At 62.3% G+C, this 18899-nt stretch carries 17 protein-coding genes; 10 read left to right on the top strand and 7 right to left on the bottom strand.

The window, feature by feature from the left end; genetic code table 11:
- Positions 1–5 precede the first annotated feature (5 nt).
- The 4 genes from AC0ZZU_RS03515 to yaaA all read right to left on the bottom strand — a co-directional run bounded on the left by AC0ZZU_RS03515 (position 6) and on the right by yaaA (position 5647).
- Positions 6–1172, bottom strand: coding sequence for a PilZ domain-containing protein (locus AC0ZZU_RS03515; protein WP_476339161.1), 1167 nt, complete (start codon positions 1170–1172; stop codon positions 6–8).
- 38 nt (positions 1173–1210) lie between these two features.
- The gene (locus AC0ZZU_RS03520) at positions 1211–2692 is read right to left on the bottom strand and encodes a glycosyltransferase family 2 protein (RefSeq protein WP_476339163.1); all 1482 of its coding nucleotides are present in this window, start codon (positions 2690–2692) and stop codon (positions 1211–1213) included.
- A 68-nt stretch (positions 2693–2760) separates the two neighbouring features.
- Complete coding sequence (locus tag AC0ZZU_RS03525; protein WP_158459916.1) at positions 2761–4077, bottom strand: nucleotide sugar dehydrogenase; 1317 nt, start codon at positions 4075–4077, stop codon at positions 2761–2763.
- Between the two features lie 790 nt (positions 4078–4867).
- Positions 4868–5647 (bottom strand): peroxide stress protein YaaA, encoded by a 780-nt coding sequence (gene yaaA / locus AC0ZZU_RS03530; RefSeq protein ID WP_476339165.1) that lies wholly within the window; start codon positions 5645–5647, stop codon positions 4868–4870.
- Positions 5648–5782: 135 nt separating this feature from the next.
- On the opposite strand from yaaA, the gene AC0ZZU_RS03535 reads away from it, so the two are divergent.
- The 5 genes from AC0ZZU_RS03535 (at position 5783) to moaE (ending at position 9865) form a co-directional block, all read left to right on the top strand.
- Positions 5783–6901 carry a polysaccharide deacetylase family protein gene (locus AC0ZZU_RS03535; RefSeq protein ID WP_476339167.1) on the top strand — a complete coding sequence of 373 codons (1119 nt, stop codon included), beginning with the start codon at positions 5783–5785 and terminating at the stop codon, positions 6899–6901.
- 311 nt (positions 6902–7212) lie between these two features.
- Positions 7213–8607 (top strand): PhoH family protein, encoded by a 1395-nt coding sequence (locus AC0ZZU_RS03540; RefSeq protein ID WP_476339169.1) that lies wholly within the window; start codon positions 7213–7215, stop codon positions 8605–8607.
- A 94-nt stretch (positions 8608–8701) separates the two neighbouring features.
- Positions 8702–9175: a cyclic pyranopterin monophosphate synthase MoaC gene (gene moaC / locus AC0ZZU_RS03545; protein WP_158459920.1), complete on the top strand. Its 474-nt coding sequence runs from the start codon at positions 8702–8704 to the stop codon at positions 9173–9175.
- Positions 9172–9417, top strand: a complete 246-nt coding sequence (locus AC0ZZU_RS03550; protein WP_476339171.1) for a MoaD/ThiS family protein — start codon at positions 9172–9174, stop codon at positions 9415–9417. The genes moaC and AC0ZZU_RS03550 overlap by 4 nt, the downstream gene beginning before the upstream one ends.
- A 1-nt stretch (position 9418) precedes the next feature.
- Positions 9419–9865, top strand: a complete 447-nt coding sequence (gene moaE, locus AC0ZZU_RS03555; protein WP_476339173.1) for a molybdopterin synthase catalytic subunit MoaE — start codon at positions 9419–9421, stop codon at positions 9863–9865.
- 60 nt (positions 9866–9925) lie between these two features.
- Here moaE and rhlB read toward each other — a convergent pair whose 3' ends face one another.
- Together rhlB and AC0ZZU_RS03565 are read right to left on the bottom strand one after the other, a co-directional pair.
- The gene (gene rhlB / locus AC0ZZU_RS03560; RefSeq protein ID WP_476339175.1) at positions 9926–11404 is read right to left on the bottom strand and encodes an ATP-dependent RNA helicase RhlB; all 1479 of its coding nucleotides are present in this window, start codon (positions 11402–11404) and stop codon (positions 9926–9928) included.
- Between the two features lie 100 nt (positions 11405–11504).
- Positions 11505–12161 carry an alpha/beta hydrolase gene (locus tag AC0ZZU_RS03565; protein ID WP_476339177.1) on the bottom strand — a complete coding sequence of 219 codons (657 nt, stop codon included), beginning with the start codon at positions 12159–12161 and terminating at the stop codon, positions 11505–11507.
- 335 nt (positions 12162–12496) lie between these two features.
- On the opposite strand from AC0ZZU_RS03565, the gene AC0ZZU_RS03570 reads away from it, so the two are divergent.
- The 4 genes from AC0ZZU_RS03570 (at position 12497) to AC0ZZU_RS03585 (ending at position 16654) form a co-directional block, all read left to right on the top strand.
- Positions 12497–13525, top strand: a complete 1029-nt coding sequence (locus AC0ZZU_RS03570) for an amino acid ABC transporter substrate-binding protein (RefSeq protein WP_476339179.1) — start codon at positions 12497–12499, stop codon at positions 13523–13525.
- A gap of 66 nt (positions 13526–13591) precedes the next feature.
- Positions 13592–14770 carry an amino acid ABC transporter permease gene (locus AC0ZZU_RS03575; RefSeq protein ID WP_476339181.1) on the top strand — a complete coding sequence of 393 codons (1179 nt, stop codon included), beginning with the start codon at positions 13592–13594 and terminating at the stop codon, positions 14768–14770.
- Between the two features lie 10 nt (positions 14771–14780).
- Entirely contained in the window at positions 14781–15878 is a 1098-nt protein-coding gene (locus tag AC0ZZU_RS03580) for an amino acid ABC transporter permease (protein WP_476339183.1), read from the top strand.
- 11 nt (positions 15879–15889) lie between these two features.
- Positions 15890–16654: an amino acid ABC transporter ATP-binding protein gene (locus tag AC0ZZU_RS03585; protein ID WP_476339185.1), complete on the top strand. Its 765-nt coding sequence runs from the start codon at positions 15890–15892 to the stop codon at positions 16652–16654.
- Positions 16655–16776: 122 nt separating this feature from the next.
- On the opposite strand, the gene algW is transcribed toward AC0ZZU_RS03585, so the two are convergent.
- Positions 16777–17937 carry a Do family serine endopeptidase AlgW gene (gene algW / locus AC0ZZU_RS03590; protein WP_476339187.1) on the bottom strand — a complete coding sequence of 387 codons (1161 nt, stop codon included), beginning with the start codon at positions 17935–17937 and terminating at the stop codon, positions 16777–16779.
- Positions 17938–18138: 201 nt separating this feature from the next.
- On the opposite strand from algW, the gene AC0ZZU_RS03595 reads away from it, so the two are divergent.
- Positions 18139–18897, top strand: a complete 759-nt coding sequence (locus AC0ZZU_RS03595; RefSeq protein ID WP_476339189.1) for a Nif3-like dinuclear metal center hexameric protein — start codon at positions 18139–18141, stop codon at positions 18895–18897.
- Positions 18898–18899: the final 2 nt, after the last annotated feature.

Raw genomic sequence — 18899 nt, forward strand, 5'->3', positions numbered from 1 at the left:
TCCTCTTAGAGCCCGCGAGCCGCGGCCTTGTCGATCAGCCAGTCCAGGGATGGCCCACGGTCGCTGTTCACCGACGCCGGACGACCGGCCAGTTCGGCAGGCAACGCACCATCAGGCTTGATCTGCACACGGATGTCCGAGGCCAGGTCTTCGCTGTTCAGGCTGGAACTGCTGACGATCAGGCCAGTGCGCACTTCGTCTTCGCCGGCCACCTGGAAGTTGACCCGGGTACCTGGCTTGACTTCGTCGAACTGGCGGTAGGTGAAGCGCGCTTCCACGGTTGGCACGGTGGTGCGTGGCACCAGTTGGAAGATCACCTGGCCTTTGCTGGCGTACTGGCCGTCGTCCACCAGCTGGCGCGACACCACGCAGTCGCATGGGCTGGTCAGGGTGCCGCTGAGCTGCTTGCCGAACAGTTCCTCGACCTTCGAAGGCTCCAGTTGCTGGTCATCCAGGTGACCCTTGAGCAGGTCGAGCATGCTGGTGCTGAACGATGCAAGCGGCGCGCCCTTGATCACATCACCACCGCCCTGCACCAGGCTCTGCACGGTACCGTCGCGGGGCATGGTGACATTGGTGGTGGGCACCGCGACCACGCCGGCCTGGGCGTGGCTGACGAAGTAGAGGCCATACATCGACTTGGCGATGAAACCGAACGCCGCCACACCGACCACGAACACGCCGAGGCTGCCCGCCACCGCACGCAGGCGGCCGAAGGCGCTCATGCCCGCGCCGCCGTCCTTCTGCTTGCGCGCCTTGGTGAAGTTGTCGCGCTGCAGGGTGCTGAGCACGTCACCCACGCTGATCAGCTCGCCCGAGAGGTGCGAGGTGATGATGTGGCGCAGGGTGGAGATGTCACGCGGCTCAAGGTTCTGGAACTGCGCGCCGGTACGTCCGTCAGCGCTGTTGAACGAGCGCACCTGGAACTCGATGTCCATCGCCAGGCCCAGGTTGTCGACCACGAACTGCAGGCGGCCGCGCAGCACTTCGCCGACCTTCAGCGGCTGCTTGGCATGGAAGCACAGGCCACCGGCCGACAGGTCCTCGACCTTCACTTCCTGGGTCTCGCGGTTAGCCCCCAGGTAACGCAGCTTGGCCGGAATTTTCACCCGGGCGTGCTGGCGCTGGGCTTCGGACTCATGCACGACATTGACGTTCACGGCGGTATTCATGGCGATTTTGTTCCTGTTAGATCTGATCCGGGTTGGGCTCACACGACCATGAACAGCACAGCCACGAAGATGCTGGCCGCCGAGAAGGTCATGGTCCGCGAGGACCAGGTGTTGAACCATTGTTGAAAGCTGGCAAGGTCACGCTTGAGGGCAGTGGGCTGGCGAGTCCAGGACTGCTTGTCGAGGCGGAAGAACACGTAGATCTTCATCATTGCGCCGACGATCTGGTTGTAATAGAGGATCAGCGGGTAGGCCGGCCCTACGCTGTGGCCGGAGCACAGCAGCATGATGGTGAGGATCAGGCGGGTGATGCCGATCCACAGCAGGTACACCAGCAGGAAGCCCAGACCGAACTTGAAGCTGGCGATGACCGCGACGGTCAGGCCCAGCAGGCTGGTCCACATCGACACGCGCTGGTCGAACAGCACCACGCTGGTGAACAGTCCAAGGCGCTTGACGCCAAGGCCCAGGGCGCGGGAGTTCTGCCGCAGGTTGTTGCCGTACCAGCGGTACATCAGCTTGCGGCTGGCCTTGAGGAAGCTCTTTTCCGGCGGGTGCTCGACCGTGTTGATCGCCGCATCCGGCACGTAGAAAGTGTCGTAGCCCAGGCGCATGAGGCTGAACCAGCTCGACTTGTCGTCACCGGTCAGGAACTTGAAGCGGCCCAGGCGCCAGTGCTGCAGCGAGTCGCTTTCGACATCGGCGATGAACTCGGGGTTGGTGACCACGCTTGCGCGGAACATCGACATGCGGCCGGTCATGGTCAGCACGCGCTTGGACAAGGCCATCGAGCACATGTTGATGTGGCGTTGGGCGAAGCGCAGCTTGTGCCACTCGCTCATGATGTAGCCGCCACGCACTTCACAGAATTCGTTGGTGGTAAGGCCACCGACCGTAGGAAACAGCTTGAACCAGGGCACCGTCTTGCGCACCACGCCGTCACCCAGCACGGTATCGCCGTCGATCACCGCGACCACGGCGTGCTGGTCTGGCAGCATCCGCGAAATGGCGCGGAAGCCGAAGGCCAGGCCATCGCGCTTGCCGGTACCGGCGATGCGCACGATGTCCAGCTTGACGTGCTCGGGCGGGTTGTACTTGGCCCACAGGCTCTTGACCAGCAGCTCATCGGACATCTCCACCAGCGAGCAGACCACGGTAGTCGGGAAGCCGCAGTTGATCGCTTCGCGGATCACCGAGCTGTAGACCTGCGCGGTGGTCAGCGCATCGATGCGGAAACTGGTGACCATCAGGTAGACGTGCGACGGATCGGCCGCCTCACCCAGCTTGCGCACCTTGCGCCGCAGGTAGGGGTAGACGCCGTAGAGGAAGATCATCCCGCGCACGAAATGGGTCGCGCCCATGGAGTAGCGCCAGATACCGACGGCGCCCACCAGGAAGATGAAGTGCTTCGACTGCGGGTCGAAGATATCGCTGGGCAAGGCCAGGGCGATCAACATGAGCAAGCTCACGTAGAACAGCCACCCGGCGCTTTGCAACAGCACTGTCTTGAGCCTTTGCATGTTCTGCATCCGTCGCGAGAAAAAAGGGGCGGGGTGCGGCGCCAGACGGCCCGCACCCCTGCCTGGGTTTACCAGCAGATGCCTTCGGTACGGCTGACAGGGCAGGTTGCCGCGCCCATGAAGCCAACCAGGTCGATCACCTGCTTGCCGGCCGGAGCCTGCTGAGCCAAGGCGCGGAACTTCTCGTCACGGTTGCCCAGCACGATGATGTCGGCGTTGTTGATCACTTGCTCGAAGTCGGCGTTGAGCAAGGACGACACGTGCGGGATCTTCGACTCGATGTACTCTTTGTTGGCGCCGTGGACGCGGGCGTACTCGACGTTGCTGTCGTAGATGTTCAGCTCGTAGCCCTTGCCGATCAGGCGCTCGGCCAGTTCGACCAGCGGGCTTTCACGCAGGTCATCGGTGCCTGCCTTGAAGCTCAGGCCCAGCAGGGCGACCTTGCGCTTGTCGTGGCTTTCGATGATGTCGAAGGCGTTCTGCACCTGAGATTCGTTGCTGCGCATCAGCGAGTCGAGCAGCGGTGCCTTCACGTCCAGGCTGCTGGCGCGGTAGGTCAGGGCGCGTACGTCCTTGGGCAGGCACGAGCCGCCGAAGGCAAAGCCTGGGCGCATGTAGTACTGAGACAGGTTGAGCGTCTTGTCCTGGCAGACGACGTCCATCACTTCGCGGCCATCGACGCCGACCGCCTTGGCGATGTTGCCGATCTCGTTGGCGAAGGTCACCTTGGTGGCGTGCCAGACGTTGCAGGTGTACTTGATCATCTCGGCCACTTCGATCGGCTTGCGGATGACCGGTGCGTCCAGTTCTTCGTACAGAGCCTGCAGCACATCACCGCTGGCGCTGTCGAGTTCGCCGATGACAGTCATTGGTGGCTGGTCGTAGTCCTGGATCGCCGTGCTTTCACGCAGGAACTCAGGGTTGACCGCCACGCCGAAGTCGACGCCGGCTTTCTTGCCCGAGCACGCTTCGAGCATCGGGATCACCACGTTCTTCACGGTGCCCGGCAGCACGGTGCTGCGCACCACGATGGTGTGGCGGCGAGTAGTGTCGCGCAGTACGTTGCCGATCTCGCGGCACACCGCTTCGATGTACTCAAGGCCCAGGTCGCCGTTCTTCTTGCTCGGCGTGCCGACGCAGATCATCGACACGTCGCTGGCGCGGATGGCCTCGGCGAAGTCGGTTGTGCCACGCAGACGACCGTTGGCGATGCCCTGTTGCAACAGCGCCTCGAGCCCTGGTTCGACGATGGGCGACTTGCCCTGGTTGATCAGGTCGATCTTGGTCTGTGAAACATCCACACCAATCACTTCATGACCGCGTGCCGACAGGCAGCCAGCACAGACTGCACCCACATAACCCAAACCAAAGATGCTGATACGCATCGCATTCACCTCGTGTGTTTTTCACGCCGGCTCGATAAGCAAAAGAGCCAGACCTGTTGATTGATCAGCAGTATCCGGGCGCACGGAGTTGTGGCAGTAATAGTCACTGCTCCGAACGCAGGCATATAAATACGGAGTGCAAAAGTTATGCACTCGAAGTTGGCAGCCAAAGGCCAAAAGTTTGAAGGCGTGCCCTGTTATGTCGCCGTCTTTATTACAGAGCGCTCACTGCGCGCTGCTGTGCTTGTGTTTTCAAGTGAAGTAAATCCTTTGAAATCAACCACTAGGACGATTTGAAGGGGCGCGTCTCTCCTTGCTCTGAACGGGGGCATCGGGTCGATGCGCGGGTCCGTTAAGTTTATGGGCAGATAGCGGATATCTGCCACAGTCCCTGTGTAAGTCATTTCGTACGTCGCCGCATGAAATTCGTTACGGGTCCTATGAGCGGATAAAAAGACCTAAGTTCCTGCACGGCCTGAGGGGGTATGAAAGATTTCTGAATATTTCTTCAGGCGAAGATAGTTTCATTATGATGGCACAGCAGGAGGGCGCCCTTGCATATAAAGGGCCAGAATGGGGTGAGATGGTTTTGTGCCAGTATCGAAAAAAAATTTTCAGAATTCGTCAAAAAACTACGAACGGTCTTATGTCGTTTTGCGATTATTAGAAGTGTGATAGTTTTTTGGCGTCGAAATTATGGCGTAGTGGCGTGGTGATTCAGGCCCTTTTTTGGTGCCTGATGTATTGTAGGGCCGCTTCGCAGCCCCCAATTCATCAATCCACCAAAGAACTACGCACCCACCTCATCCCGCAGGAACACCAGCTTGTCCCCGGAGGACTGCTCCGCACTGTAGTAATACCCCTGCGCATCAAACCCCTTCAGCCGCTCCGGATCCCCGATCCGCTCCTGGATCACGAACCGGCTCATCAATCCACGCGCCTTCTTGGCGTAGAAGCTGATGATCTTGTACTGCCCGTTCTTCCAGTCCCGGAACTCGATGTCGATCACCCGCGCCTTGAGCGAACTGCGCTTCACCGCGCTGAAATATTCGTTGCTGGCGAGGTTCAGCAGCAGGTCATCGCCCTGGTCGACCAGCGCCTGGTTGATCCACTCGCTGATCCGGGTGCCCCAGAATGCATACAGATCCTTGCCGCGTGCATTGGCAAGCTTGGTACCCATCTCCAGGCGATACGGCTGCATCAGGTCGAGCGGTCGCAACAGCCCGTAAAGCCCCGACAGCATGCGCAAGTGATCCTGGGCATACGTGAAGTCATCCTCGCTCAGGCTTTCGGCGTCGAGCCCGGTATATACGTCCCCTTTGAACGCCAGCAGCGCTTGCTTGGCGTTGGCTGGGGTGAAGTCCGGAGTCCAGCTGCCGAAGCGCGCCGCGTTGAGCCCGGCCAGCTTGTCAGAGAGGTGCATCAGCTCGCTGATCTGCACGGGCGAGAGCTTGCGCAGCTGCTCGATGAGCACCTGGGAGTCATCCAGATATTGCGGCAAGGTGTGGCGCTGGGTTACCGGGGGAGTGTCGTAGTCGAGGGTCTTGGCGGGGGAAATCACCGTCAGCATTGGGTTCGGCTCCTGAAGTCTTGGCCGCGATTCTACGGGGGCAGGGCGGTGATCTCCAGCTATGGGCACAATAGCCACAGACCATCCGCCCGGCAGCCGTTATAGTGCGCGGCATGCCCTTGGGAGAGTCCGAACGTGCGCATTGCCCTGATCCTGCTGGCAGGCCTGCTGAGCCTGACCACACAGGCCGCCCCGTTGCCCTTTGTCAGTATCGACCGCGGCGTCTGGCCCGAGCAGCTGGAGAGCCCGGTGTTGTTCGATGTCGCCTCGCGCGCCGAGATTCTCTCGTTTGCCCAGGTGCTGCAGGAAAGCGAAATGCTCGACGAGGCCCAGCTGGCCACGCGGCTGCAGCTCAGGCAGGTCAATCTGCAGATGATCCGCGCCGTGAGGGCGCGCATGTGGCAGCGGCTCTGGCAAAACTACGACCATGCGCGGCAAAGCTGCGAGCAGGATGCGTCGTTCTGCTACCCGGTCGAGTCCATCGCCGACTTGCAGGCACAAGCCGCGACGTTCGCCGCCAATGTCGGCGAGTTCTACACGCAATGGGTCGAGCCCGCGCGGCAATTCCATACCCGCTATCTCAACGAGCAACTGCGCAAGGCGGCGGTATTTGCCCAGACTGGCAGCGAGATCGAGCGCTATTCGGAGGACGAGCGCAACGGCGACGAACTCAATGACCGGCTGTTTCTGCTGACCTTCGCGGGCGGACCGGGCCCGCAGGGCGGGGCCACCGATGCACTTGCCGACTACCTGCGGCGGCAGAAGCTCGCGGCGACCTTTTTTGTCCTCGGCAACCGTTTCGATCAACGCCGCGCAGCTTCCGCTGGCGACGGCTTGCGCACCCTCTATGCCGGTCAGTGCGTCGGGATTCAAGGCTGGGAATACCGCTCCCATGCACAGTGGCAGGACTGGCAGGACTCGCTGCGCCGCAGCCAGGCGCGGGTGCAAAGCGAAGTCCCGGATCAGTACGTGCCGCTGTTCCGCCCACCCTATGGCCAACGCCGCGCAGACGGCCAGGCCTTCATGGCCAGCCAGCAGCTGCAGGTGTCGCTGTGGGATATCGATGCGCAGGACGAAGGACCTCTAACCGCTGAAGAGTCGGCCCAGCGCGTGCTCAGCCTGATGCTGCTCTGGCGCAGGGGCGTGATCCAGTTCCATGACAGCCTGCCCAAGGCGCAGCCAGCGGTGGAGTGGCTGCTGCAGCATACGGCGCGCAGCGGGATTGGCTGGCAGGATTGTCAGGCGTACAGATGAATGGAGAAGGTGCCGATCTCTGAATGAAGAGGGTGCTGATCCTTGAATGTAGCGTCAGTCTGACCATCCGCCAAGCCCGGTCAGTCAATCGGAAAAATAAACTTCACTTGCATGTAAAAATGCTTTTTACGTTCACAGGTTTGCGGTATCAAGGAGTCAGACAGCCGAGCCCTGCAGCACAGGTGGCGTCATCGGGCCCCACCTTGCTCGGAGTCCTCCCTACCCGTAACAACGCGGGTGCGGGGAGACCGGCGGTCACTCTGCGGCGCTGCCCTGCGGCGCCGTCTGGCTCTTGCATAAGGTGACCGAGTATGGATGACCATGGACGCACCCCTTCCTCCACCCAGCCAATCCTGTATGTGCTCGATACCAATGTACTGATTCACGATCCCAACGCTTTGCTGAACTTCGAGGAGCACCACGTCGCGATTCCGATGACGGTGCTGGAGGAACTCGACAAGCTCAAGACGGGCAAGCATACCGTCGCTGCAGAATGCCGCCAGGCCATCCGTCTGATCGACCAGACCCTGGGCGATGCCTCGCCGGCGGACGTCGAGCTGGGTGTGCCGATCCAGCGCAACAAGAGCGGACCCAAGGGTTTCCTGTCGATCCTGATGAGCCCGCGCAATGAGCCAAACCGCCTGCTGCCGGAAAACCTGAACGACAACATCATCATCAACCAGCTCCTGGAATTGCGTGCCACGCGCAAGGACGTGGACGTGGTGCTGGTGACCAAAGACATCAACATGCGCCTCAAGGCCCGCGCCTGTGGGATCGCGGCGGAAGACTACAGCACCGACCAACTGGTTGACGACGTGTCGTTGCTGTCCAAGGGTTACCACTCGGTGACAGGGTCGTTCTGGGACCGGGTCAGCAAGGTCGAGACCCGTCAGGAGCGCGGGCGTACCTGGCACCGTGTGCAACTGACCGACAACCTGCCGGCTGTGCACGTCAATGAGTTCATCATCGACGAGCAAGGCTTCGTCGGCTGGATCAAGGGCATCAGGGAGGACGAGCTGCTGCTGCTCGACCTGCACCAGGAGCCTTTGCTGCACCAGGAAGCGTGGGGCCTCAAGCCACGCGACATCCACCAGAGCCTGGCGCTGTTCGCCTTGCTCGACCCGGATATCCACCTGGTCAACCTGACCGGCGCCGCGGGCTCCGGCAAGACCATCCTGGCCCTCGCCGCGGCCATCGAGCAGACCATGGTGAGCAAGCGCTATCGCCGTATCATCGCGACCCGCAGCGTGCAGGGGCTGGACCAGGAGATCGGTTTCCTGCCGGGCACCGAGGCAGAAAAGATGGAGCCTTGGCTGGGCGCCATCACCGACAACCTCGAAGCGTTGCACATGGATGACGAGAGCACCCACGGCAGCGTCGAGTACATCCTCGAGCGCGTGCCGCTGCAGTTCAAATCGCTCAATTACATCCGGGGGCGCAGCTTCCAGCAGAGCCTGATCCTGATCGATGAATGCCAGAATCTCACCCCGCACCAGATGAAAACCATCATCACCCGTGCCGGCGCCGGATCGAAGGTGGTCTGCCTGGGCAACCTGGCGCAGATCGACACGCCTTACCTGTCCGCCACCAGCTCCGGCCTGACCTACCTGACCGAGCGCTTCAAGGACTTCCCCCACGGCGTGCACATCACCCTGCAAGGGGTGCCGCGTTCGGTGCTGGCCGAATACGCCGAAGGGCATTTGTAATCCCCACGCCGGGCGGCTACTCGCCCGGCTTCTTTTCGCTCACAAAAGCTGACCTGCGGGTTTACACTCTTTGCTCCTGAACAGGAGGAAAGCTGTGCTGACTCATCTCGATTCCCAGGGGCGCGCCACGATGGTCGACGTCACCGAAAAAGCCGTGACCCAGCGCGAGGCGGTAGCCGAAGCGCGGGTGCGCATGTTGCCGCCGACCTTGCAGATGATTGTCGACGGGGAACACCCCAAGGGTGATGTGTTCGCCGTGGCGCGCATCGCCGGTATCCAGGCGGCGAAGAAGACCAGCGACCTGATCCCGCTGTGCCATCCGCTGATGCTCACCAGCGTCAAGGTCGAGCTCAGCGCCGAGGGCAGCGACTGCGTGCACATCGTCGCCCGTTGCAAGCTCGCCGGGCAGACCGGCGTGGAGATGGAGGCACTGACGGCCGCGAGTGTCGCCGCGCTGACGATCTACGACATGTGCAAGGCCGTCGACAAGGGCATGGTCATCGAGCAGGTGCGCTTGCTGGAAAAGACAGGCGGCAAGAGCGGCGACTATCAGGTGCAGGCACGATGAACATCCAGGTGGTGTATTTCGCCCGTTACCGCGAGGCGCTGGGGCAGGATGGTGAGGCGCTTGCCGGTGATTTTCTCAAGCTCGACGACGTCCGCCAGGCGTTGCTGGCCCGTGGGGGCAAGTACGCGCTGCTCGCGGAACAGAACCTTATGTGCGCCCGTAACCAGGACCTGTGCAAGCTTGACGAGCCTGTGGCCGAAGGCGACGAAGTGGCGTTCTTCCCGCCTGTGACCGGGGGTTGAGATGAGCGTTCGTGTGCAGCAGGAGCAGTTTGATCCGGGGCATGAGGTCAATGCCATGCATGCCGCCAATGTCGGTGTGGGGGCGGTGGTCGGCTTTGTCGGCTACGTGCGCGATTTCAATGATGGCCGCGAGGTGGCCGGGATGCTCCTGGAGCATTATCCGGGGATGACGGAAAAGGCGCTGGGCAAGATCGTCGATGAGGCCAATGGCCGCTGGCCGCTGCTCAAGGTCGAAGTGCTGCACCGCATCGGCGCCCTCGAACCGGGCGAACCGATCGTGTTCGTCGGGGTGGCCAGTGCCCATCGGCAGGCGGCGTTCGATGCCTGCAATTTCATCATGGACTACCTGAAGACCCGGGCGCCGTTCTGGAAGAAGGAGACGACGGGGGACGGGCCGAGGTGGGTTGAGGGCAAGGCAAGTGACCAGGAGGCGGCGGGGCGCTGGTAAGTGCCCGCCGTGGTTCGGTGGTGCCGATTCGCTCCTACACCATGTGAAGGCCCGTGAGGACTAGCTATGCTTGCGCGGCACCGGCTTGATCAACTCGTCCGGGGGCATTTCGCAGGCGATCTTGCGCCCTAGCAGCGCTTCGATGCCTGGCAGCTGGTAGGAATCGTCCTCGCCGGCAAAGCTGATCGACACGCCGCTGCTCCCGGCACGGCCGGTACGGCCGATACGGTGTACGTAATCGTCCGGATCTTCGGGCAGGGTGAAGTTGATCACGTGGCTGATGCCATCGATGTGAATCCCCCGGCCGGCCACGTCGGTTGCCACCAGCACGGTGATACGCCCTTCACGGAACGCTTCCAGCGTGCGGATGCGCTTGTGCTGCGGCACATCGCCCGACAGCTGCGCGGCGTTGACGCCATCGCGCACCAGGCGCTCTTCGATGCGCCGGACTTCGTCCTTGCGGTTGGCAAAGACCATGACCCGTTCCCACTTGTTGATGGTCACCAGGTTGTACAGCAGCTTGTACTTGTCGCTGCCGGCCACGGCATAGACGTGCTGCTCGACGCTGTCGCTGGCGACGTTCTCGGGCTCGATCTCGACGATGGCAGGGTCGGTGGTCCACTGCTTGGCGAGGTTCATCACGTCATCGGTGAACGTGGCGGAGAACAGCAATGTCTGGCGTTCGCTCTTGGGCGGGGTCTGGCGGATGATCTGCCGTACCTGCGGGATGAAGCCCATGTCGAGCATGCGGTCGGCTTCGTCGAGCACCATCACCTCGACCATGTCCAGGTGCACCTCGCCGCGCTGGTTGAAGTCCAGCAGGCGGCCCGGGGTGGCGACCAGGATGTCGCAGTGACGCGCTTCCAGTGACTTGAGCTGCTTGTCGAAGTCCATGCCGCCCACAAAGCTCATCACGTTGAGGCCGGTGTATCGGGTCAGGGCCTCGGCGTCCTTGGCGATCTGCACCACCAGCTCACGGGTCGGGGCGATGATCAGCGCGCGCGGCTCGCCCATGAAGCGTTCCTTGGGCGGCGGCGTCTGTTGCAGCTGGGAAATGATCGAGATCAGGAAGGCCGCGGTCTTGCCCGTGCCGGTCTGGGCCCGGCCGATGGCGTCCTGGCCGCGCAGGGTGTAGCCCAGCACTTCGGCCTGGATCGGGGTGCAATAAGGAAAGCCCAGGTCATGGATGGCGTGCATCACTTCGGGCGAGAGCTTGAAGTCGTGGAAGCGGGTCTTGCCTTCCTGCGGCTCGACCACGAAGTCCTCGAGCTTCCACAGCGACGCCTGTGGCTTGGGCTTGCGCTCGCGGCGCGGTTTTTCGGCTGTGGGTCTTGCGGCAGCCGGTTGATCGGCAACCGGTGTTTCCACTACAGCAGGAGAGGGCGCGGCGACTGCTTCGGCCTGGATCGGGGCTGGGGCCAAGGCCGGAGCGGGGGCAGGGCGGGCAGGGGCGGCGGGCGGTGTCACGCTGGCAATGGGCTCGGGGGCCTGTGGCTCACCCTCGCTTTTGCCGAATATTTTCTTGAGTGCCTTGAGCACGGTCATCTCATCAATTGATTAAGGAATGTACGCCGGGCAGTGTAATGCAAGAATCGGGCGCGGCGTAGTGGAATGCTCGAGCAGCTACATCAGCGGCGTTTCAGCGCAGGCGTTCGCTGAGCCAGTGGTAGACATCGCTGATTTCCTGCTGCACCACCTCGTGTTCCATGGGGTACTCCAGCCAGTCGACGGTAACGCCCCATTGCTTGAGGTGCTCGTAGGCCGTGCGGCCCATCGACGGAATCACCACCTGGTCATGCACGCCATGCAGGCAAAGCGCGGGCGTGCGCTGCTGGCAAGCGGTCAGCTCGATGTCCTCGGCAAAGGTGGGGGCATAGGTGGACAGCGCGAGCACCCCACCGAGCGCTTCCTGCCACTTTATATAGGCAGTGTGCAGCACCACTGCGCCACCTTGGGAAAACCCGGCCAGAACGATGCGCGCCAGGTCGATGCCCTTGGCGCGCTCGGCCTCGATCAGTGCGATGACCTGGTCTGCAGACTCTTCGAGCTGGTCCTGGTCGATGGCGCGCGCGGGGCTCATGGCCTTGATGTCGTACCAGCTGGGCATGGCGTAGCCGCCATTGATCGTCACGGCGCGGGTCGGCGCCTGGGGCATGATGAAGCGGGTGCTGACCAGATGCTCCTGCAACGCTTCTGCCACCGGTAGGAAGTCGTAACGGTCCGCGCCAAGGCCATGCAACCAGATCACACAGGCATCAGCGGTTTTCTGCGGTTCGAGAATCAGCGGGTTGGTCATGACTGCTCCGTATGAGTGCGCACGGTCTTATTGAGTGCATGGAAATGTGGCGTTGCATGGAAATCTCAGAAATAGATGTCGCAACTCTAAAACTTTTCCTACTTGACTGTCGCTTAATCGCTTAAGCCTGCAACTGTGGTACGCGCTTTGCTTATTCACAACTCGATGCAAAGGAAAGCGGTTGCGACGGTAACACCCTTCGCACCGGTGAAGGCTGTCACAGAACGGCCCATTGCGCCAATTGACCCAAAAACAAGCCAACAAGGGGTCGGGTGCGCCTCATAAGGGTGCGGTGCAATTCCGGCTCGTACAACAAGAGCGATTGGAGGTTGTGAATGAAGTTTCTGAAATCCACCCTGGCAGTGCTGGCCGCTGCAACCGCCCTCGGCGCCACCGGCCTGGCCCAGGCAGGAGCAACCCTGGATGCAGTCAAGAAGAAAGGATTTGTCCAGTGTGGCGTGAGTGATGGCTTGCCGGGCTTCTCGGTCCCGGATGCCAAGGGCAACATCGTCGGCATCGACGCCGACGTCTGCCGCGCCGTGGCCGCCGCCGTGTTCGGCGACGCGACCAAGATCAAGTTCAGCCAGCTCAACGCCAAGGAACGCTTCACCGCGCTGCAGTCGGGCGAAGTCGACGTCCTGTCCCGCAACACGACCTGGACCAGCTCGCGAGATGCCGGCATGGGCCTGGTGTTCGCCGGCGTGACCTACTACGACGGCATCGGCTTCCTGGTCAACAAGAAGCTCGGCGTTTCCAGCGCCAAGGAACTCGATGGCGCGACCATCTGCATCCAGGCCGGCACCACCACCGAGCTCAACGTCTCCGACTACTTCCGGGCCAATGGGCTGAAGTACACGCCGATCACCTTCGACACCTCCGATGAAAGCGCCAAGTCGCTGGAATCCGGCCGTTGCGACGTGCTGACCTCCGACAAGTCGCAGCTGTACGCACAGCGCTCCAAGCTGGCTGCGCCGACCGAGTATGTCGTGCTGCCCGAAACCATCTCCAAGGAGCCCCTGGGCCCGGTGGTGCGCAAGGGCGACGAAGAGTGGTTCAGCATTGTCAAGTGGACGCTCTACGCCATGCTCAATGCCGAGGAAATGGGCGTCACCTCGAAAAACGTCGAGTCCGAGGCCAAGGGCACCAAGAACCCTGACGTGGCCCGCATGCTGGGCGCCGATGGCGAGTACGGCAAGGACCTGAAACTGCCGAAGGACTGGGTCGTGCAGATCGTCAAGCAGGTCGGCAACTACGGCGAAGTCTTCGAGAAGAACCTGGGCAAGGAAACCCCGCTGCAGATCGACCGCGGCCTGAACGCGCTGTGGAACAACGGCGGCATCCAGTACGCACCACCGGTGCGCTGATGGCTGCACCTTGCGGTGGCGAAGGCCGCCGCAAGGTGTTCGGTTCCCTTTCTACCGGGGCATTTCATGCAAAATCAAATCGGCGCACCCAAGGGGTTTTCCCTGAGTGATCCACGTGTGCGCGCGTGGCTGTTCCAGATCCTGACGGTGGCCTTCGTGGTCGGCCTGGGCTGGTACCTGTTCCACAACACCCAGACCAACCTGCAACACCGGGGCATCACCTCCGGTTTCGACTTTCTCGAGCGCAGCGCCGGCTTCGGCATCGCCCAGCACCTGATCGACTACACCGAGTCCGACAGCTATGCCCGGGTGTTTGTCATCGGCCTGCTCAATACCCTGCTGGTCACCTTCATCGGGGTCATACTGGCTACGCTGCTGGGCTTCGTCATCGGTGTGGCGCGTCTGTCGCCCAACTGGATGATCAACAAGCTGGCGACGGTCTACGTTGAGATCTTCCGTAACATCCCGCCATTGCTGCAGATCCTGTTCTGGTACTTCGCGGTCTTCCTGACCCTGCCGGGACCGCGGGGCAGCATCAACATCGGCGACTCCTTCTTCATCAGCAACCGTGGCCTGAACATGCCTGGCGCCAACATGGCCGAGGGCTTCTGGCCGTTCGTGCTGGGCCTGGTGCTGGCAGTGCTGGCGATCGTGCTGATGGTGCGCCTGGCCAACCGCCGTTTCGAGGAAACCGGCCAGCCCTTCCACAAGGCATGGGTGGGCCTTGCGCTGTTTATCGGTATTCCTGGCCTGTGCGTGCTGCTGTTCGGCAGCCCGGTGACCTGGGAGACGCCGCAGCTCAAGGGCTTCAACTTCACCGGCGGCTGGGTGCTGATTCCCGAGCTGCTGGCTCTGACCCTGGCGCTGACGATCTATACCGCGGCCTTTATCGCCGAGATCGTGCGCTCGGGCATCCGTTCGGTCAGCCATGGGCAGACCGAGGCCGCTCGTTCCCTGGGCCTGCGTGAAGGGCCGACCTTGCGCAAGGTGATCATTCCCCAGGCGCTGCGGGTGATCATTCCGCCGCTCACCAGCCAGTATCTGAACCTTGCGAAAAACTCATCGCTGGCGGCGGGCATCGGCTATCCGGAAATGGTCTCGCTGTTCGCCGGGACCGTGCTCAACCAGACCGGCCAGGCCATCGAGGTGATCGCCATCACCATGAGCGTCTACCTGGCGATCAGCATCAGCATTTCGCTGCTGATGAACTGGTACAACAAGCGCATAGCGCTGATCGAGCGGTGAGGATTCGCGCATGAATGCACATGTTTTCAAACCTGACATGCCGCCACCGGCCAAAGCCGTGGGCGTGCTGGCGTGGATGCGCGCCAACCTGTTTTCCAGCTGGCTCAACACCCTGCTGACCCTGCTTGCCGTTTACCTGGTCTGGCTGGTCGTGCCGCCGCTGTTGCAGTGGTCGATCTTCGACGCCAACTGGGTCGGCACGACACGCGCCGACTGCACCAAGGAAGGCGCTTGCTGGGTGTTCATCCAGCAGCGCTTCGGCCAGTTCATGTATGGCTACTACCCAACCGAGCTGCGCTGGCGGGTCGACCTGACCGTGTGGCTGGCGGTGGTCGGCGCTGCGCCGCTTTTCATCCCGCGTATGCCGCGCAAGGCTGTCTACGGGCTGGGTTTCCTGGTGTTGTACCCGATCCTTGCCTACACCCTGCTGCACGGCGGGCATCTGGGCCTGGCAACGGTACCCACCAGCCAGTGGGGCGGGCTGATGCTGACCCTGGTGATCGCCACCGTTGGCATCGTCGGCGCCTTGCCACTGGGGATTCTGCTGGCACTGGGGCGGCGCTCGAACATGCCAGCGGTGAAGGTGGTCTGCGTGACCTTCATCGAGTTCTGGCGAGGCGTGCCGCTGATCACCGTGCTGTTCATGTCCTCGGTGATGCTGCCGCTGTTCCTGCCCGAGGGCATGAGCTTCGACAAGCTACTGCGGGCGATGATCGGGGTGATCCTGTTCCAGTCGGCCTATATCGCCGAAGTGGTGCGGGGCGGTCTGCAGGCCATTCCCAAGGGTCAGTACGAAGCGGCTGCGGCCATGGGCCTGGGGTACTGGCGCTCGATGGGCCTGGTGGTCTTGCCGCAAGCCCTGAAGCTGGTGATTCCCGGCATCGTCAACACCTTCATTGCACTGTTCAAGGACACCAGCCTGGTGATCATCATCGGCCTGTTCGACCTGCTCAACAGTGTCAAGCAGGCAGCGGCTGACCCGGCCTGGCTGGGCATGGCAACCGAGGGCTACGTGTTCGCGGCCCTGGTGTTCTGGATTTTCTGTTTCGGTATGTCCCGCTACTCCATGCATCTGGAGCGCAAGCTGGACACAGGCCACAAGCGTTAGGAGTGTTCGAGATGAGTGAAGCGATCAAGCAGCCTGTGGGCCCTGAAGGCATTATCCAGATGCAGGGCGTGAACAAGTGGTACGGCCAGTTCCACGTGCTCAAGGACATCAATCTCAACGTGCGCCAGGGTGAGCGTATCGTCCTGTGCGGGCCCTCGGGCTCGGGCAAGTCGACCACCATCCGCTGCCTGAACCGGCTTGAGGAGCATCAGCAGGGGCGCATCGTGGTCGATGGGGTCGAGCTGACCAATGACCTCAAGCAGATCGAGGCGATCCGCCGCGAGGTGGGCATGGTGTTCCAGCACTTCAACCTCTTCCCGCACCTGACCATCCTGGAAAACTGCACCCTGGCCCCGATGTGGGTGCGCAAGCTGCCCAAGCGCAAGGCCGAGGAAATTGCCATGCACTATCTTGAGCGGGTGCGGATTCCGGAGCAGGCCAACAAGTTTCCGGGGCAGTTGTCCGGAGGCCAGCAGCAGCGCGTGGCGATTGCCCGCGCCCTGTGCATGAAGCCCAAGATCATGCTGTTCGACGAACCGACCTCGGCGCTCGATCCGGAGATGGTCAAGGAAGTGCTCGACACGATGGTCAGCCTGGCCGAGGACGGCATGACCATGCTCTGCGTGACCCACGAGATGGGCTTCGCCCGGACCGTGGCGAACCGGGTGATCTTCATGGACAAGGGCGAGATCGTCGAGCAGGCGGCGCCGGATGACTTCTTCGACCGGCCGAGGAACGAGCGGACGAAACTGTTCCTGAGCCAGATCCTGCATTGATGCATCCGGGGGCGCTTGTGGGGAAGGCGCCTGCGGGAGCGGGCTAGTCACGCGAGGGGGCGCCTGTGGGAGCGGGCTAGTCCCGCGATGGGGCGCAAGGCGCCCCCCCCCACTGCCCAGTATTACTTCTCTTCCTTGCTCACCACCGGCGCCGGTGGCGGACGCAGGCCCACCTCGGCGACCATCTTCAGCTGCTTGCCATTGCGCATCACCTCGATGCTGATCTTCTCGTTCGGCTTGATCCGCGCCACCTGGTTCATCGACCGGCGGCCGTCGCCGGCGGGTTCGCCATTGATCGCCATGATCACATCACCCAGCTGCAGCCCGGCCTTCTGCGCCGGACCGTCGCGGAAGATCCCCGCCACCACGATGCCCGGACGGCCCTGCATGCCGAACGATTCGGCCAGGTCCTGGCTTAGCGGCTGCACCTCGATGCCCAGCCAGCCGCGGATCACCTGGCCGTGCTCGATGATCGATTTCATCACCTCGAGCGCCAGCTTGGTCGGGATGGCGAAGCCGATGCCTTGCGAGCCCCCTGACTTGGAGAAGATCGCGGTGTTGATGCCAGTGAGGTTGCCGCTGGCATCCACCAGCGCACCGCCGGAGTTGCCCGGGTTGATCGCCGCGTCGGTCTGGATGAAGTCTTCGTAGTTGTTCAGGCCAAGCTGGTTGCGGCCAGTGGCACTGATGATGCCCATGGTGACAGTCTGGCCGACGCCGAAGGGGTTGCCGATGGCCAGCGCGACGTCGCCGATATGGATATTGTCTGAGCGGCCGATGGTGATTGCCGGCAGGTCCTTCAGGTCGATCTTCAGCACCGCGAGGTCGGTCTCGGGGTCGCTGCCGATCACCCGCGCCAGGGTCTCGCGGCCGTCCTTGAGCGCGACCACGATCTGGTCGGCACCCGAAGTCACGTGGTTGTTGGTCAGCAGGTAGCCTTCCGGGCTCATGATCACCGCGGAGCCCAGGCTCGACTCCCAGCGACGCTGCTTGGGCAGGTTGTCGCCGAAGAAGCGCCGGAACTGCGGGTCTTCGAAGAGCGGGTGGGCAGCCTTGTTGACCACCTTGGTGGTGTACAGGTTGGCCACGGCGGGCGCGGCAATGGCCACGGCGTCGGCGTAGGACACCGGGCCTTGCATGATGCGAGTGGTTTGCGGCGCCTGCTGCAGGTTGACGTCCTGGCTGGGCAGGCCGACCCATTGCGGGAAGCGCTGGATCACCAGCATGGCGATCAGTACGCCGGTCAGCAGTGGCCAGCCAAAGTAACGCAAAGCCTTGTGCATTGAACGAATCCTGGAAGTGGGAAGGGGCCGCATCAGTGCGACCCGGGGTGCGAGCGCGCGCGATCATACTGCGAAACAGGCTGGTCGGCGATGCTCCCCGGTGACTGCCGCAGGTTTCCCCCGAACCTGCGACGGCCCATAATGGCCGCCATTATACGGGCCTTGATGCCCGGCAAAACCGCTGATTTGAGGAGACTTTTCATGGCCGTTGCCCTGAGCACCCTGGTTGAGGAGGCCGAGCGCTACCTGTCGAGCTCGAAAATCCAGGATTACTGCCCTAACGGCCTGCAGGTCGAGGGCCGCCCCCACGTCAGCCGCATCGTCAGCGGTGTGACCGCGAGCCAGGCTTTGCTGGACGCGGCGGTCGAAGCCGAGGCCGACCTGGTGCTGGTGCATCACGGTTATTTCTGGAAGGGCGAAAACCCCTGTATCACCGGCATGAAGCAGCGCCGCCTCAAGACCCTGCTCAAGCACGATGTCAGTCTGCTGGCCTTCCACTTGCCGCTGGACCTGCACCCTGAGGTGGGCAACAACGTGCAGCTTGCCCGCCAGCTGGATATCACCGTGGAAGGCCCCTTGGCCCCCAGCGACCCGCGGGTGGTCGGCCTGGTCGGCTCCCTGGCCGAACCGATGTCGGCGCGTGATTTCGCCCGGCGTGTACAGGAAGTGATGGGGCGTGAACCGTTGCTCATCGAAGGCGACCAGGTGATCCGCCGGGTTGGCTGGTGCACCGGAGGTGGCCAGGGGTACATCGATCAGGCGATCGCCGCGGGTGTCGACCTGTTCATCAGCGGCGAGGCCTCTGAGCAGACCTATCACAGTGCCCGGGAAAACGGCATCAGTTTCATTGCGGCCGGCCATCACGCTACCGAGCGCTACGGTGTCCAGGCACTGGGTGACTACCTGGCGCGGCATTTTGCGCTGGAGCACCTGTTCATCGATTGTCCGAATCCGATCTGAAG

It is taken from the genome of Pseudomonas sp. JE3303, from assembly GCF_056312565.1.